This is a genomic window from Erwinia sp. INIA01, assembly GCF_025947915.1.
GTDB lineage: Bacteria > Pseudomonadota > Gammaproteobacteria > Enterobacterales > Enterobacteriaceae > Erwinia > Erwinia coffeiphila.
The window spans coordinates 122,728-137,732 of record NZ_JAPDNC010000001.1; the positions used below are offsets into that span (position 1 = coordinate 122,728).

Sequence of the window (15,005 nt, forward strand, 5' to 3'; positions counted from 1 at the left end):
GGTGTTTTAAGCTCTTTTATTTCAACGAATAACTTTAACCGCTAGTCTATCACAAGAGTTGTTTTAACGCCTTTAAAAGCAATAAACCCACTCTAAAAGCTTAGATTAAGACTCTTAAATCTATTGTGAGTGATATGTCATCTCAGTAGCCATTAAGTGAAGAATCCACTTCATGCGTTTTTCGGCAAAGCTAAGTCATTTTTGTTATTCGTGATATCCGGCAAATCAAGGGAGATTAAGGGGTTACAGACCGTACCGATTATCTCAGTGACTTGTAATGCAGGAGAAGTAAGGTGGATAACAGCCCCGCAGCCGGCGCAACCGTCGGCGTGGACGTCGGCGGAACCTTTACCGACTTTGTTCTATTTGACCCGCAGCGCCAGCAGCGTTTTTACCATAAACAACCCAGTACGCCCGCCGATCCTGCCCTTGCCGTCAGTGAAGGGCTACAGGCGATCCTGCAAAAAAGCCATTTACCGGCCAGCGCGCTGTCGCTGGTACTGCACGGCACCACGCTGGGGCTGAATGCCATTATCCAGCGTCGCGGGGCGGATATTGCCCTGGCGATCACCGAGGGCTTTCGCGATGTGCTGGAGATTGCCCGCGCCCGTATGCCGTCCTCGTTCGATTTTCACGCCGATCGCGAAGCACCGTTTTTACCGCGCCGTCGCGTGGTGGAGATCCCGGCGCGTTTCAGCCCTGAGGGTGAGGTGACGCAGTGGCCCACCGAGGCCGCGCTGGCACAGGCTGCCGAAGAACTGGCCGCGTTAAACGTCAGCGCGGTGGCGCTGGTGACCATCAATGGCTATGCCAACCCGGCGCGGGAGGCGGAACTGGCGGCAGAACTGGCCGCCAGGCTCGGCACTGTGCCGGTACTCTCTTCAGCGCAGCTGTGGCCGGAAATTCGCGAATATGAACGTACGCTGGTGGCCGGGCTTAACGCCTATATCCAGCCGCTGATGCAGCGCTACTTTACCCGCCTTAACACATTACTGACCGGGCAGGGAATTCAGGTTCCATTATTGATCACCGCCTCTAACGGCGGCGTGCTGCCGCTGGATGCCGCTCAGCAGCGCCCGGTGGATACGCTGCTCTCCGGCCCGGCATCCGGGGTCACGGCCGCATCACGGCTTGCCGCAGGTCGCGGCTTCGTTTCCTTCGATATGGGCGGCACCAGCAGCGATATTTCGCTGTCGGCAGAAGGGGAAATCGAGCGGGTAAACCGCACCGAAATCGGCGGCCTGCCGCTGATCCTGCCGGTGGTCGGCGTATCGGCCATCGGCGCAGGCGGTGGCTCGCTCGTGCAAGTGGATGAATACGGCATCCTGAAAGTCGGGCCGGAAAGCGCCGGAGCCGATCCCGGACCGGTTGCCTACCGGCGCGGCGGCACGCAGCCGACGCTGACCGACTGCTACCTGGTCAGCGGCATCCTGTCTGCTGAAAACCGCCTGGCGGGCAGTATCGAACTGGACCGCGAAGCCGCCACGCGCGCGCTTCAGCAAACAGGCGAAACGCTGGGGATGGAAGCCGCCGAAGTTGCACGCGGTGCGATTGCGGTGGCGACGGCCCAGATGGCCACCGAGCTGAACAAGGCGCTGGCACAGCGCGGTCTTGCCTCCGATGAGCTGACGCTGATCCCGTTTGGCGGCGCAGGCCCGACGCACGCGAACTTCTTCGCCGCCGAAGCCGGGCTGCAACGTATTCTGGTGCCGCTGCGCCCTGGAACGTTCTGCGCCGACGGCGCTATCGGTGCAGATATCCGGCGAGATTTTGTCCGCAGCCTGCGGATAACGCTCACGGCGGGCAGCTGGAGCAAAATCGCCGCCACGCTTGAAGAACTGCATCAGCTGGCCGAAGGCTGGTTTACTCAGCAGGCCAGCCGCCTCAGCAGCCGGGTTGATTATGGCGTGGAAGCGGATATGCGCTATGTCGGGCAGGCCTACGAGCTCAGCGTGAGCCTCGGTTCTCCGCAGGACGTTACGCTGGAACAGCTCAGGGCCAGATTCCAGCAGCTGCACCAGCAGCGCTACGGCTTTATTACTCCGGAAGCCACCGTTGAGCTGACGACGCTGCGCCTGTATCTGAATGCGGCGCTGCCGCAGCCTGAGGACAAACCGTTCGATGCGCAAACGGCCCACGTTGCCCCGGCGAGTCGGCCGGTTTTCCTTGCCGGCGGCTGGACGGAGGCCGAGATCTGGCAGCGTGAGAATCTGCGCACCGACAGTACGATTCACGGCCCGGCAGTCATCGAACAGGATGACACGACCACGGTGATTTTACCGGGCTGGACGGCGCGTCCCGATGCCCACGGCAATCTGTTGATCGTCCGTATTCCGGGAGGCACAGCATGAAGCTTGATGCGATTACGCTTGAAATTCTTAACCAGAAACTCACCGCGCTGACGGAAGAGATGTGCCATATTCTGCAACGCACCGGCCGCACGCTGTACGTGAAAGAAACCGCCGACTTCTGCTGCGCGGTGGCGGATTTGCAGGGGCGTTTTTTTGCCTATCCCAAAGGCATTGGGGTGTCCGGCTTCGTCGGGCTGAATGCCCTGACGGCGATTTCCGCCGTCGGTGAAGTGGCTCCTGGCGATGTGATCCTGACCAACGATCCGTGGCGCTCACGGGGGCTGGCCACCCATCTTCCCGACCTGCAGCTGCTGGCCCCGTGGTTTATTGACGGTGAGCTGGTGGCGTGGGGCTGGGCATTCCTGCACGCCTCAGACGTTGGCGGGCGCGTGCCGAGCAGCATCTCCCCCACCAATAGCGATATCTACCAGGAAGGATTGCAGATCCCACCGGTGAAGCTGCTGCGCGCCGGGGAGCTGAATCGCGATGTGATGGCGATCCTCACCGCCAACAGCCGCACCCCGGAGGCGATTAGCGGCGATATTCAGGCGATGCTGGCGGCGCTGAATGCGGGCCGCGAGCGTCTGGGCCGGATTGCTTCACAGCACGGTGTTCCGGCGGTGCGCCAGGCACAGCAGGATTTGCAGGCTTACTCGGCGGCGCGTGCGCGACAGGTGCTGAAACGCATTCCCGACGGCGTTTATCAGTTTGAAGACTATCTGGATGATGCCGCAGGCAGCGGCCTGCCGGTACGGCTGGCGATAACCGCCACCTTTACTGACGGCCAGGTCCACCTGGATTTTACCGGCAGCGACGCGCAGGTGGCGGCCGCCATCAATATTCCCAGCCACGGCGATCCCCACGCGTGGCTGACGCTGCGGATACTTGCGCTGGTGTGCACGCTGGATAAAACGGTGCCGCTGAATGCGGGCCTGCTGGCTCCGGTTACGCTGTATGCGCCACCGGGCTCGCTGGTCAATCCGCACTATCCGGCCGCGGTGGGCGTGCGCCATGCGGCGGCGGTAAGAGTAAACGACTTGCTGAACGGACTGCTGGGCCAGCCGCTGCCCGACGTGATGCCTGCCGCCAGCGGCGGAACCATTATCCCGCTGGTGATTGCCGAGTCGGCGCGTCACGGCCGGGAACAGAATGTGCAGGTGATTGAGCCGCTGGTCGGCGGCGGCGGTGGGCGGGCAGGGCGCGACGGCATCGATGGCCGCGATAACAGTATCTCCAACCTGGCGAACAACCCGGTCGAGATGGTAGAGGCGGAAACTCAAATCGAAATTCGCCAGTACGCGCTGCGGCCCGGTTCCGCAGGCGCGGGTCAGTGGCGCGGTGGTATGGGCCAGCAGATCCGTGTACGGATTTTACAGGACGACAGCACCCTGCTGGCGCGCGGCCTGGAGCGTATGCTGTTCCAGCCGTGGGGCGTGCAGGGCGGTCAGTCCGGTGCGCCCACCACGCTGACCTTCAATCCTGACAGCCCCGAGGCGAAAAAACTCGGCAAAATCGATCTGCTCATCGTCAACCGTGGCGATGAAGTGCTGCTGCAAACCCCGGGCGGCGGCGGCTGGGGCGATCCCTGGCTGCGCGATCCCCTTGCGGTGCAGCGGGATGTGGATAACCAGTTGCTGACCGCCGAACAGGCGCTGCGGAACTACGGCGTGGCGATCGGCGCACAGGGCGTTGATGACGCCGCCACGGCAGCCGCCCGCAGCCAGCCGCGCCAATCCGATAATGCAACGTCTGACGCGCGGGCCAACTGGCTGAGCGTGTTTGACAGTGCCGCACTGACCCGGCTGAACCGGCTGCTGTATCCGCTCAGCCCGGCCGAACGGCAGCGCCATAAGCAGGCGGTCTTTGCCGCCGCGCTGGGCAGCCTGCCGGAGAATTTCCCCCGTTCTGTTTCTGCCGATCCTACCCCTGCGCGGCGTGCATTCGCCGACGCGCTGGAAAGGCTGGCCGAGCAGCTTGCCGTTTCAGAGACCTTAATACCAGGAGACAACCATGCCTAATATTCATAATAAAAAACGTCTGCTCGCCGCGCTGGTGGGCATCTTTATCGGCCACGCCGCCGTTGCGGCCGAGGCCAGCAATTCGGTGGTCGTGGGCGTTTACGGCGGAGACTGGGAAAAAAACATCCGCGCCTCCGGCCTTGAGCAGTTTGCTAAAGATAATCACCTGAAGCTCACCATCGTGCCGGGCGCGGACGCGGAATGGTTTGCCAAACTACGTGCCGCCAAGGGACGCCGCGCGCCGTATGACGTGGTGGTGTTCCAGCCCGATACCGTCCAGCGCGCGCAGGCTGCGGGGCTGCTGCAGCCGCTGGATGCCAAAGATATCCCGAACCTGAACAACCTGTATAAAACCGTGCAGTCGCGTTTTGTTTACGATAATCAGACCTATGCCGCCGCGTTCAGCCTCGGTCAGCTGGGCCTGGCCTACCGCACCGATCTGGTGAAAAACCCGCCGAAAAGCTGGCTGGATCTGTGGAACCCGGAATATAAAGGCCACGTTGCTATCTCCTCACCGACCTATGCGGCCGGGCTGCAGTTCTTTGCCGGTCTGGTTCATGCGCTCGGCGGCGAGCTGAATCAGCCTGCGGCGGTGGACAAGGCATTCAGCAAACTGCAGGAGCTGCGCGGCAATGCCGTGGCGTTCCCGGACAGCCCGGGCGCGATTCAGACGCTGCTGGAGCGCGGCGATGCGTGGGTGGTGCCGTACTGGGACGGCCGGGTCTTTGCGCTGAAGCAGCAGGGGATGAAGATTGATTTTGTCTATCCGTCGGACGGTCCGGTGGTGGGTGCGGCAAACTGGGTGATCCCGAAAGGTGCACCGAATCTCGCCAACGCCTACAAACTGGTGAATGCCATGTCCGCCCCCGAGGTGCAGAAAGCGTTCTCGGATAAGTCACTGTACGGCATGACCAACAAAGACGTGCAGTACAGCGACAGCCTCAAGAGCCAGGTGAAGGTGGGTGAAGAGGCCTACAGCAAGCTGATCTGGATCGACTACAGCACGGCCACCCCGCAGCTGGCCGACTGGACCCGTCGCTGGAGCCAGGCGCTGGGCGGTAACCAGTGAGTTCTGTCGTCATCGACGGCGTGGCGCGGCAGTTCGACAACCACCGCGCGCTGAATGACGTCAGCCTGACCATCGCGCAGGGGGAGTTTTTCTCCCTGCTCGGGCCGAGCGGCTGCGGTAAAACCACCCTGCTTAACATCATCGCCGGTTTTCTCGCCCCGAATCAGGGGCGGGTTTTACTGGGCGGCAGGGAGGTGACCGCGCTACCGCCCTACCAGCGCAATATCGGTATGGTGTTTCAGAACTACGCGCTGTTCCCGCATCTGAGCGTGGGGGACAACGTGGCGTTTGGCCTGAAGGTGCGTAAGGTTTCCCGCAGCGAGCAGGAGAAGCGCGTGGCCGATGCGCTGCGGCTGGTCCGGCTGGAAGGGCTGGCGCAGCGTATGCCGCATCAGCTTTCCGGCGGGCAGCAGCAGCGTGTCGCGATTGCCCGCGCGCTGGCGATTGAACCCCAGGTGCTGCTGCTGGATGAACCGCTGTCCAACCTGGATGCGCGGCTGCGTAAAGAGATGCAGGACGAGCTACGGGCGATCCAGCAGCGCGTCGGTATCACCACTATCCTGGTCACCCACGATCAGGAAGAAGCGCTGACGCTCTCGGATCGCATCGGCATCCTAGGCCACGGCGAGCTGCAGCAGGTCGGCACCCCGGCGGCGCTGTATCGCCAGCCCGCCAATCGCTTTGTGGCGGAGTTTATCGGCCAGGCCAATCTCTTTCCCGTCGCGACACAGGGTGAAGAGTACGCCGCGCGCGAGCACTTTGTCGCCGACGGCGTGCCGCTGCGGCTGCGGGCGGCCACGGCGGTGAATGCGGATCTGCTGGTGGTTCGCCCCGAGCGCGTGCAGTACAGCGCTGAACCCGGTATCGCCGGAGTGAATGCCTGTGCCGCCGTGGTCAGAGAGGTCAGCTTTGCGGGCGCAACGCTGCGGCTGGCGTGCGATCTACCGGGCGGAGGAGAAATCCGCGTACAGCCCGCCGAGTCACACTTCGCCCGGCTGCCCGCGCCGGGTGACCGCTGCTGGCTGCACTGGCAGGCCGGGGATGTGATTGTTCTGCCGCAGCAGGTGCGGGGTGATGATGCGCACGCGTAACCTGTTTCCCTGGCTGATGCTGATGCCCTGCCTGCTGTTTCTGCTGCTGTTTTTACTGGTGCCGCTGCTGCTGCTTTTCGACCAGAGCCTGACCGATGTCGACAGCCTGCTCAATCCGCTGCCGGGATTCAGCCTGGCACAGTACGTGACGATCTTCCGCGATCCCCAGTACCTGCACGCGCTCTGGACTACGCTGTGGGTATCGCTGCTGACGGCGGCCATCACGGTGCTGCTTGCCTGGCCCGCCGCCTGGCTGCTGGTCAACGCCTGTCAACGTCACTGGCGCACGCTGCTGTACGTAGTGCTGATTTCACCGCTGCTGACCAGCGTGGTGATCCGCACCTTTGCGTGGATTGTGCTGCTGGCGCAGAACGGCCTGATTAACGGCTTTTTGCTGTTTACCGGGCTGATCCCGCAGCCGCTGAGCCTGCTGTGGAATATGAATGCGGTGGTGATCGCCTACGTGCAGGTCATGCTGCCGTTCGCCGTGCTGCCGCTGATCACCTCGCTGAATGAGATTGCCCCCGCGCTACGTCTGGCGGCGATGAGCCTGGGTGCCACGCCGGGGATGACCTTTCGCCGGGTGATCCTGCCGCTGACGCTGCCGGGAATGCTGACCGGTTTTATGATCGTCTTCTCGCTGGCCGCAGGCAGCTATATTACCCCGCTGCTGATTGGCGGACGCCTGCAGCCGCTGCTGCCCATTGCGATTTATCAGCAGGCGATGCAGATTGCTAATCTGCCGCTGGCGGCGGCGCTGTCGTTGACGCTGCTGGTGATGACGCTGGCGGTGGCGGGCGTGGCCGGTATTTTCCTGAAACGCTGGGAGAAAAAAAATCATGGCTGATGCCTTACACCGTCTGTCGCTGCGGCTGAGCCGCCTGGCCGTCACCCTTGCCGGTATTATTGTTTACCTGTTTCTGGCGCTGCCGGTCGTGGTGATCGTGCTGTCGGCGTTCAGCCCGGAGCCTTACCCGCAGTTTCCGCCGCAGGGGCTGTCGCTGCGCTGGTTTGAAGCACTGTTGCAGGACCCGGCCTGGACTGAGTCACTGTGGGTCAGCCTGTTGCTGCTGGCGATTGTCACGCCGCTAACGGTGGTGCTGGGCACCTTTGCCGCCTGGTCGCTGGCGCGGCTTAATTTCCGCTACCGCGAGGCGCTACAGGCATTTATTCTGTCGCCGCTGATGATCCCGCAGGTGGTACTGGGCATCGCGCTGCTGTACGTGCTGACCGCCGCCGGGATCGCCGGAACGCTCAGCGGGCTGGCGATCGGCCATGCGGTGGTGGCGTTGCCCTACGTGGTGCGCACCATCAGCGTCAGCCTTGCGGCGATGGATAAACGCCTTGAGTCGGTGGCGATGAGCCTGGGAGCCGGGCGCTGGTATACCTTCCGCACGGTGACGCTGCCGCTGATTAAACCGGGAATTTTAGCCGGTGCGGTCTTTGCCGCCGTTACCTCGTTTGGCGAGGTGTCGGTCAGCCTGTTTATGACCGCTCCCGGCACGATTACCGTCCCGGTGCAGGTCTTTAACTATGTCGACCAGACTTTCGATCCTACGGTGAACGCCATTTCGGTGATTTTTATCGTCATTGCCATCCTGCTTTTGATGGTGATTGAGAAAACCATTGGCCTGGTAAAACTGAATCAATCGGGTTAAAAGTAAAACGTCTGGCCCATGGGGCTTATTCCATTTGGGCCAGAATGAAAACCTATTGTTCTTGAGGCGCTATAACACAGAATATATCATGTATTCTTTAAGCCCGAAGAGAGCCCGTTCCGATGACGCATTCCCGCCTGCTGTCCGTTGAAAATCTGTCGCTGGAAACTGCCGAAGGCCGTTTGCTGGTCGATAACGTCTCGTTTCATCTCGACCAGCGGGAGATCCTGGCGCTGGTGGGGGAGTCCGGTTCTGGTAAAACGCTGACGTCGCTGGCGGTGATGGACCTGCTGCCTGCGGGCGTGCAGAAGGCGTCAGGCGAACTGACCTTTGCAGGCCAGCGGCTGGAATCCGGCAACGTGCAATCGCTGCGCGGCTGCCGCATAGCGACGGTATTTCAGGAACCCATGTCGAGCATGAATCCCACGCTGCGCATCGGCGAGCAGATTGCCGAAGTGCTGGTGCGTCACCGCCAGATGAGCTGGAAGCAGGCACAGCAGGAGGCGATTGCCCTGTTGGATCGCGTGGGCATCGTCAACCCCGCGCTGCGCGGGCGGCAGTACATCCACCAGATTTCCGGCGGTATGCGCCAGCGGGTGATGATTGCCAGTGCGATAAGCGGCCAGCCGCAGTTGCTGATCGCCGATGAACCGACCACCGCGCTGGACGTGACCATTCAGGCGCAGATCCTCAGCCTGTTGCAGGATCTGCAGCGGGAAATGGGCATGGGTATTTTGCTTATCACCCACGATCTGTCGGTGGTCGCCCGCTATGCCGACCGCGTGTGCGTGATGCAGCAGGGGCAACTGGTGGAGCAGGGGGAAACGGTCGCCACGCTCGGCAGCCCGGTTCACCCCTATACCCGCAAACTAGTAGACGCCTCGGTGGCGCAGCTGCCGTCGCAGGCCGCCGTCAAAACGCAGCCGCTGCTTGAGCTGAACGCCATCTGCAAAAGCTATCCGCTGCCGCGCCCGCTGCCGTTCTGGCCCGCTAAGCGGCAGACCGTGCTGCACCCGCTGGATCTCAGCATTGCGCAGGGTGAAATTGTCGGGGTGATCGGCGAATCCGGCTCCGGCAAAACCACGCTGGGCAGCGCGGCGATTGGGCTGATTGATGCCGATAACGGCGAGATCCGCTTCCAGGGCGAGGCGCTGCGCGGGCGGCAGCGCAAAGTGCTGCGCCGCCACTGTCAGATCATCTTCCAGGACCCTTACTCCAGCCTGAATCCCAAAATCACCGTCGGCGAGCAGATTGCCGAACCGCTGCGGGTCTGGCAGCTGCGCAAAGGCGAAGCGGCCGTGCAGGCCCGGGTCAAAGAGCTGTTAACGCTGGTGGGATTACAGGAGCAGCATGCCGGTCGACTGCCGGGCGCGTTCTCCGGCGGGCAGCGCCAGCGTATCGTCATTGCCCGTGCGCTGGCGATGGAACCGAAGCTGCTGGTGGCCGATGAAGCGGTCGCCGCGCTGGATTTATCGGTGCGCGGCCAGATCCTGGCGCTGTTTAACGAACTGCGCCACAAGCTGGGTTTATCCGTATTGTTTATCAGCCACGATCTCAGCGCGGTACGTCAGCTGTGCGACCGTATTGTGGTGATGTATCACGGTAAAGTGGTGGAAGAAGGGGCAACCGAACGGGTTATCAGCCAGCCGCAGGACCCGTATACCCTGCAACTGCTGGCCGCAGCGCCCGATGTCCATCAGGCGCTGGCACAGCGCTCAGCTGCCGCGCAGTAGCGGCAGTTCAGGATGTTCGGCCCACTCGTGCCACGAGCCGACGTACACTGAAACATTGCTAAAGCCCGCCCGTTTCAGTGCGGCCAGCACCGTTGCCGCACGGGCACCGCGATGGCAGTAAACCTGCAGTTTTGCCTCTTCACGCAGTCCGGCATTCAGAGCACGCTGGCGGATCTCCTCCGGCTTCAGGAAATGACCACCTGACACCACATCCTCCCAGAACAGCAGTGCGGAATGCGGAATGCGCCCGGCGCGCGGGCAGCAGTCGTGGGCAAAACTGCCGTCGAACTCGCTGGGTCGACGGGCATCAACGTTAATTACCGCGACGCCGTCGGCCTCCTGTACCTGCTGACGGGTACAGACCAGATCCCGCTGCCAGCGCGTGGCTTCTGCGGCGGGCTGATGCGCGATCGTCCGGCTTAATCCCTGCCCGGCAGCGGTGGCAAACCCGGCTTCGCGCCAGGCCTCAATGCCGCCGTCAAGGATCAGCGCATCCTCATGGCCGAGAAGCCAGGCAAACCAGGCACCGCGCGGTGAACGCATGCCGACCTGATTCTCAAAAAAGACCGGCGTGGCGCCGGGATAGCTCGCCAGCAGCGGCTCGAGCGCGCTGGCGGCCTCAGCGGCCATCACCGCCAGGCCCGCTTCGGTGCTGTCGGCAATAAAATAGTCATAAACGTTACAGTGTAGCGCGCCGGGCAGCGTGGCCTGCTGCCATTCGGCGGCATCGCGCACGTCTATCAGCAGAAAGTGCTCGCCGCGCGACTGGCGCAGGTGCAGCGCTTGAGCTGAGATAATCATTGAAGTGCTCCCGTAAACAGCGGCTGCCGTTGCCCGACCCCGTCACGTTCCGCAGCCTGTAGCACGCGGGCGGCAAGGGCGATATCAAACACGTTGAGGCCAAATGAAGAGAAGTAGACGCTGTCATCCGCTGCGGCGCGCCAGCCGTCCAGCAGCAGCGCGGCCAGATCGGCGGCCACCTCCTGCGGCTGAAACAGCCCGGCGCGGTACATCTGGAACAGGCTCTTGGCGCTGCGTTCGGCAAAATCGCCCCACGCATCTACCACCACCCGATCGCTGACGCGAATGGCGTCAAAGCTGACCTCGTGGTAGCCCACCTGAATCACAATTCGCCCCGGGCGGACGGCGGTCTCGGTTAACATCGGCTGGTCCGCACTGGTGCAGGTAATCACCGCGTCATACGGCTGTGCCAGCGCCTGCTGAAGATCGCTTTCCAGCGTCAGATCGGCGGCGGGCAGTATTTTTCCGGGGGTGCGGTTCCAGACGCCAATCTGCGCCAGGCCCGGGAACAGCTGCCTGAGCATCTGCAGATGGGCCTGCGCATGGATACCGCTGCCGAGCAGTAGCACACGCTTCACCGGCTGCGGTGCGGCGTGCTGTAGCGCTACGGCGGTAACGGCGGCGGTACGCGCGGCGGTTAACGCGCCGCTGGCTAACAGGCCGCGCGGCACGCCGTTCTGCGCATCGTTAATCAGCGTTACGGCCAGCGCGGCGGGCAGGGCATCCGGGCGCAGGGGCCGGTGCGCCGTCCATTTCACTCCGGCCGCATTGAAACGGCCTCCGACGCGGGCGGGCAGCGCATAGGCTTTGCCCAGCGGCGTGGCGAGGTCGACGGCGTTCTCAGCGGGCATCTGCGCCTCGCCGAGCCGCATCAGCTTCACCACCTCGCGGACATCCTCCAGCGCCAGCGCCACATCTGCGCCGCCCAGCCGGGCGACGTCAGCGTCATTAAGGACGCGCAGCAGGCCGTCCATTACTGCTCCAGCAGGCGGTCGGCAAACGGATAAAGCGCAGGAGAACCACCACAGTGAATAAAGGTGACGCGCGATCCCTGCGGGATCTTGCCCTGCTCAACCAGCGAGAACAGGCCGTGCATCGCCTTGCCGGTATATACCGGATCTAACAGCACGCCTTCCGACTGCGCGAGTTTGTAGATCGCCTCGATGCCGCCATCCGACGGCACGCCGTAGGCCTGGCCGACAAAGCCATCCTCAATCCAGATATCTTCCGGCTGCCACTGTTGCGGCCACTGCAGAAGATCGGCGCAGTCCTGTGCCATCCCGGCAATGCGCGGCTGGAACCAGTCGGCTTTCGCGCTGACGCTGATACCCACGACACGGCTGTCGGGCCAGTAGCGTCGCGTGCCGACATGCAGCCCGGCCAGCGTACCGCCGGAACCGGTCGGCGCGACGATAAAGTCCGGGGCAGCGGTGCCACCTGGCTCAAGCTGCGCGGCGATCTCTTCCACCGCACGCACATAGCCGAGCGCACCCAGCGGCGTCGCGCCACCGAGCGGAATGATCAGCGGGGTTTCGCCGTTGGCAACCGCCTTATCGGCGTGTGCCTGCATCGCCCCTTCGATCTGGGTGAAGTAGCCGTCCGGGTCAAGAAACTGCACTTCGGCCCCGAACAGCTTGTCCAGCAGCAGGTTCCCCTGCCAGCTGGATGGCGGGTTGCCGCGCAGCACCAGCACCGGACGCATACCGAACTTACGAGCGGCAGCGGCCACCATACGGGCATGGTTAGACTGATGCCCGCCGGTGGTGATCACCACATTAACCCCGGAACGGCGGGCTTCGGCCATCAGGTACTCCAGCTTGCGGACCTTATTGCCCCCGCCGCCGAAGCCGCTGTAGTCATCGCGTTTGATGCTCAGCGTAATCCCCAGCGCCTCGCTGAGCCGGGGTAGCGGCTCAAGCGGGGTGGGGAAGAAGCCGAGCGGAACGCGTTCGAACTCTTCAACTGATTTCATGGTTTTTTACCTGTTTTAATAGTCTTTGGTGTTTCCCTGGTGTGGCGCGCGACCCGGCCAAAGGCCGGATCATTGAATCCTGTGAGCCAGAGGCTCAGCGACTGCTGGAAGCGTTCAAGTCCTTCCAGCGTGACAAACTCATTAACGGCGTGGGCGTTACCGCCGTGGCCCAGCCCGCCGATCAGAAAGGCCGGGGCAACCGCCGCAAAGGCGTAGGCGGGCGCACAGCCCGGTGCCCACGGCCAGATTTGCGGCGTGGCGTCCAGCGCCTGATAGCTGGCAATCAGCGCATCAACGCCGTTGGCACTGCGGCCGAAGCGAATGCCGGGATAGCTGTCGAACAGTTCAAGTTCACTCCCGGCCAGATCCGGCTGCGTCAAACGCTGGCGGGCGCGTTCGATCATCGCGTCCTGATCAAATCCCGGCGGGATGCGGAACGCCAGCTCCGCGCTGGCACGATACGGGATCACCCCACGGCCGCCGGACGGATTGCTGTGCAGTTCGGCCAGCGTCAGCACGGCGCTGCCGAGCAGCGTTTGCAGGCAGCTGAGCGTATCGCCTTCAATCATCAGCCGCTGGCTGCGGCGAAAACGCAATTCATCTTCCAGGCTGAACGATTTGGCCAGTTCGGCCAGTAGCAGGTTGGCTTCTTCGTCCGGCATCAGGCGGCCCAGCACGCCTCTGTCGGCGGCCGGAGAAATGGCGTTCAGTGCATTGACCAACTGCCACGCGGGGCTGGCAATCCATCCGGCGTTGCTGGCGTGAATGGCGGAAGACGGCCCGCCCCATTCGCCGCCGGTGACGCTCAGGCGACCGGTGGCCAGCCCGGTAAAACCGAGGTAAATGCGCGGTGCACCACCACCGTATTCGCACAGCGACGGAAACAGCACCGCCTCTGCAGGTGCAATCGGGCAGGGCTGCTGTGCCAGATAGCGGCGCAGGGTGCCGCTGCCCACTTCCTCTTCGCCTTCCAGCAGAATTTCAATATTGAAGTCCAGCCGCTGCTGCTGAAGCTCGCAGAGCAGGATCAGCATGGCGGCCACCGGACCTTTATTGTTTTCGGCACCGCGCCCGACAAATACCCGGCCCAGTTCAGGCCAGTCGCAAAGACCGCCAACAAACGGGGAGACGTCCCAGCCGCTCTCGTCAGCGGGCATCACGTCATACATGTTGTAGAGCACCACGGTGCGCTCAAAGCCGTTATCAATGCGCACGTGCACCAGCGGCGGCGTGTCGTGGGACTGTACGGCCACCGGCAGCACCACGGCTGCATCCAGCCGCTCGACCATCCACTGCTCCAGCCAGGCAGCCAGTCCGCGCTGGGCGTCCTTCTCACCCGCTACGCTGCGCCAGCGGGTCAGTTCACTCAGCAGTTCTAACGTGGCATCTAGGCGGCTCACAGGCGTATCCTCGGGTTGAGTGCCAGATAAAGCAGATCGATCAGCAGATTAATCACCACAAACACCAGTGCAGCCAGCAGCACGATGGCCTGCACCAGCGGGAAGTCGCGGTTCTGGATCGCCTGAATCGCCAGGCGACCAATACCCGGCCAGGCGAAGATGATTTCCGTCACCAGCGCGCCGCCGAGCAGCGAGGCAAAATACATCCCCTGTACGGTAATCACCGGGATCAGCGCATTGCGCAGGCCGTGACGTACAACGATGCGCCAGGCGCTCAGCCCTTTGGCGCGGGCGGTGCGAATATAGTCCGTTTGCAGCACATCCAGCAGGCTGGCGCGCGACAGGCGCGCAACCGCACTCATGTAAAACGCGCCGAGGCTGATCGCCGGCATCACCAGCGCGGCAAAAGTGCCGTAGCCGCTGGAGGGCAGCCACTGTAATTGCAGGCTGAACAGCAGGATCATCAACAGGCCGAGCCAGAATACCGGGATGGCCTGGCCGCTGAATGCCACCAGACGGCACAGCAGATCCAGCCAGCTGTGCGGGCGCAGGGCGCTGACGATACCCAGCAGCAGCCCGAGCACGGAGCTCCAGGCCAGCGCGCTGACCGCCAGCAGAGCGGTGGCCGGAAGCCGTTCGCCAATCAGCGCCAGCACCGGCTGGCTGTAGCGCAGCGACTCACCAAAATCACCGTGAAGCACGCCGTTAAGGTAGTGGCCGTACTGCCACAGCAGCGGGCGATCGAAGCCCATGCTGTGGCGAAACGTATCAATTTCCTGCTGGCTGGAGCCGGGCGGCATCATCAGCGCAGCGGGATCGCCGGTAATATGCAGGCTGAAGAAAATCAGCAGCGAGACGCCAAACATCACCAGCAGCGACTGGCCGACGCGGTTGAGCAGCAGGTTCAGCATC

Annotated in this window: 12 protein-coding genes; 7 read left to right on the forward strand and 5 right to left on the reverse strand. The window is 62.8% G+C overall.

Going from position 1 to position 15,005, the window contains the following annotated elements; all coding sequences use genetic code 11:
- The first annotated feature begins 293 nt into the window (after positions 1 to 293).
- The 7 genes from OMR58_RS00535 to OMR58_RS00565 all read left to right on the forward strand — a co-directional run bounded on the left by OMR58_RS00535 (position 294) and on the right by OMR58_RS00565 (position 9,920).
- Positions 294 to 2,351: a hydantoinase/oxoprolinase family protein gene (locus OMR58_RS00535; protein ID WP_264545086.1), complete on the forward strand. Its 2,058-nt coding sequence runs from the start codon at positions 294 to 296 to the stop codon at positions 2,349 to 2,351.
- Positions 2,348 to 4,369, forward strand: coding sequence for a hydantoinase B/oxoprolinase family protein (locus OMR58_RS00540; protein WP_264545087.1), 2,022 nt, complete (start codon positions 2,348 to 2,350; stop codon positions 4,367 to 4,369). The genes OMR58_RS00535 and OMR58_RS00540 overlap by 4 nt, the downstream gene beginning before the upstream one ends.
- Positions 4,362 to 5,438, forward strand: a complete 1,077-nt coding sequence (locus OMR58_RS00545) for an ABC transporter substrate-binding protein (RefSeq protein ID WP_105591776.1) — start codon at positions 4,362 to 4,364, stop codon at positions 5,436 to 5,438. The genes OMR58_RS00540 and OMR58_RS00545 overlap by 8 nt, the downstream gene beginning before the upstream one ends.
- Positions 5,435 to 6,529 carry an ABC transporter ATP-binding protein gene (locus OMR58_RS00550; protein ID WP_105591777.1) on the forward strand — a complete coding sequence of 365 codons (1,095 nt, stop codon included), beginning with the start codon at positions 5,435 to 5,437 and terminating at the stop codon, positions 6,527 to 6,529. The genes OMR58_RS00545 and OMR58_RS00550 overlap by 4 nt, the downstream gene beginning before the upstream one ends.
- Positions 6,513 to 7,376 carry an ABC transporter permease gene (locus tag OMR58_RS00555; RefSeq protein WP_444861285.1) on the forward strand — a complete coding sequence of 288 codons (864 nt, stop codon included), beginning with the start codon at positions 6,513 to 6,515 and terminating at the stop codon, positions 7,374 to 7,376. Before OMR58_RS00550 ends, OMR58_RS00555 begins: the two co-directional genes overlap by 17 nt.
- Entirely contained in the window at positions 7,369 to 8,187 is an 819-nt protein-coding gene (locus OMR58_RS00560) for an ABC transporter permease (RefSeq protein WP_264545088.1), read from the forward strand. The genes OMR58_RS00555 and OMR58_RS00560 overlap by 8 nt, the downstream gene beginning before the upstream one ends.
- Before the next feature lie 122 nt (positions 8,188 to 8,309).
- Positions 8,310 to 9,920, forward strand: a complete 1,611-nt coding sequence (locus OMR58_RS00565; protein ID WP_264545089.1) for a dipeptide ABC transporter ATP-binding protein — start codon at positions 8,310 to 8,312, stop codon at positions 9,918 to 9,920.
- Here the strand turns inward: OMR58_RS00565 and OMR58_RS00570 are convergent.
- The 5 genes from OMR58_RS00570 to OMR58_RS00590 are packed head-to-tail and all read right to left on the reverse strand — an operon-like array spanning position 9,903 to position 15,004.
- Complete coding sequence (locus OMR58_RS00570) at positions 9,903 to 10,721, reverse strand: sulfurtransferase (protein ID WP_264545090.1); 819 nt, start codon at positions 10,719 to 10,721, stop codon at positions 9,903 to 9,905. The genes OMR58_RS00565 and OMR58_RS00570 overlap by 18 nt on opposite strands.
- Positions 10,718 to 11,695 carry an ornithine cyclodeaminase gene (locus tag OMR58_RS00575; RefSeq protein WP_264545091.1) on the reverse strand — a complete coding sequence of 326 codons (978 nt, stop codon included), beginning with the start codon at positions 11,693 to 11,695 and terminating at the stop codon, positions 10,718 to 10,720. Before OMR58_RS00575 ends, OMR58_RS00570 begins: the two co-directional genes overlap by 4 nt.
- Complete coding sequence (locus OMR58_RS00580; protein WP_264545092.1) at positions 11,695 to 12,693, reverse strand: 1-aminocyclopropane-1-carboxylate deaminase/D-cysteine desulfhydrase; 999 nt, start codon at positions 12,691 to 12,693, stop codon at positions 11,695 to 11,697. The genes OMR58_RS00575 and OMR58_RS00580 overlap by 1 nt, the downstream gene beginning before the upstream one ends.
- Entirely contained in the window at positions 12,690 to 14,093 is a 1,404-nt protein-coding gene (locus OMR58_RS00585; protein WP_264545093.1) for a M20 family metallopeptidase, read from the reverse strand. The genes OMR58_RS00580 and OMR58_RS00585 overlap by 4 nt, the downstream gene beginning before the upstream one ends.
- Positions 14,090 to 15,004 carry an ABC transporter permease gene (locus OMR58_RS00590; RefSeq protein WP_105591784.1) on the reverse strand — a complete coding sequence of 305 codons (915 nt, stop codon included), beginning with the start codon at positions 15,002 to 15,004 and terminating at the stop codon, positions 14,090 to 14,092. The genes OMR58_RS00585 and OMR58_RS00590 overlap by 4 nt, the downstream gene beginning before the upstream one ends.
- Position 15,005 lies beyond the last annotated feature (1 nt).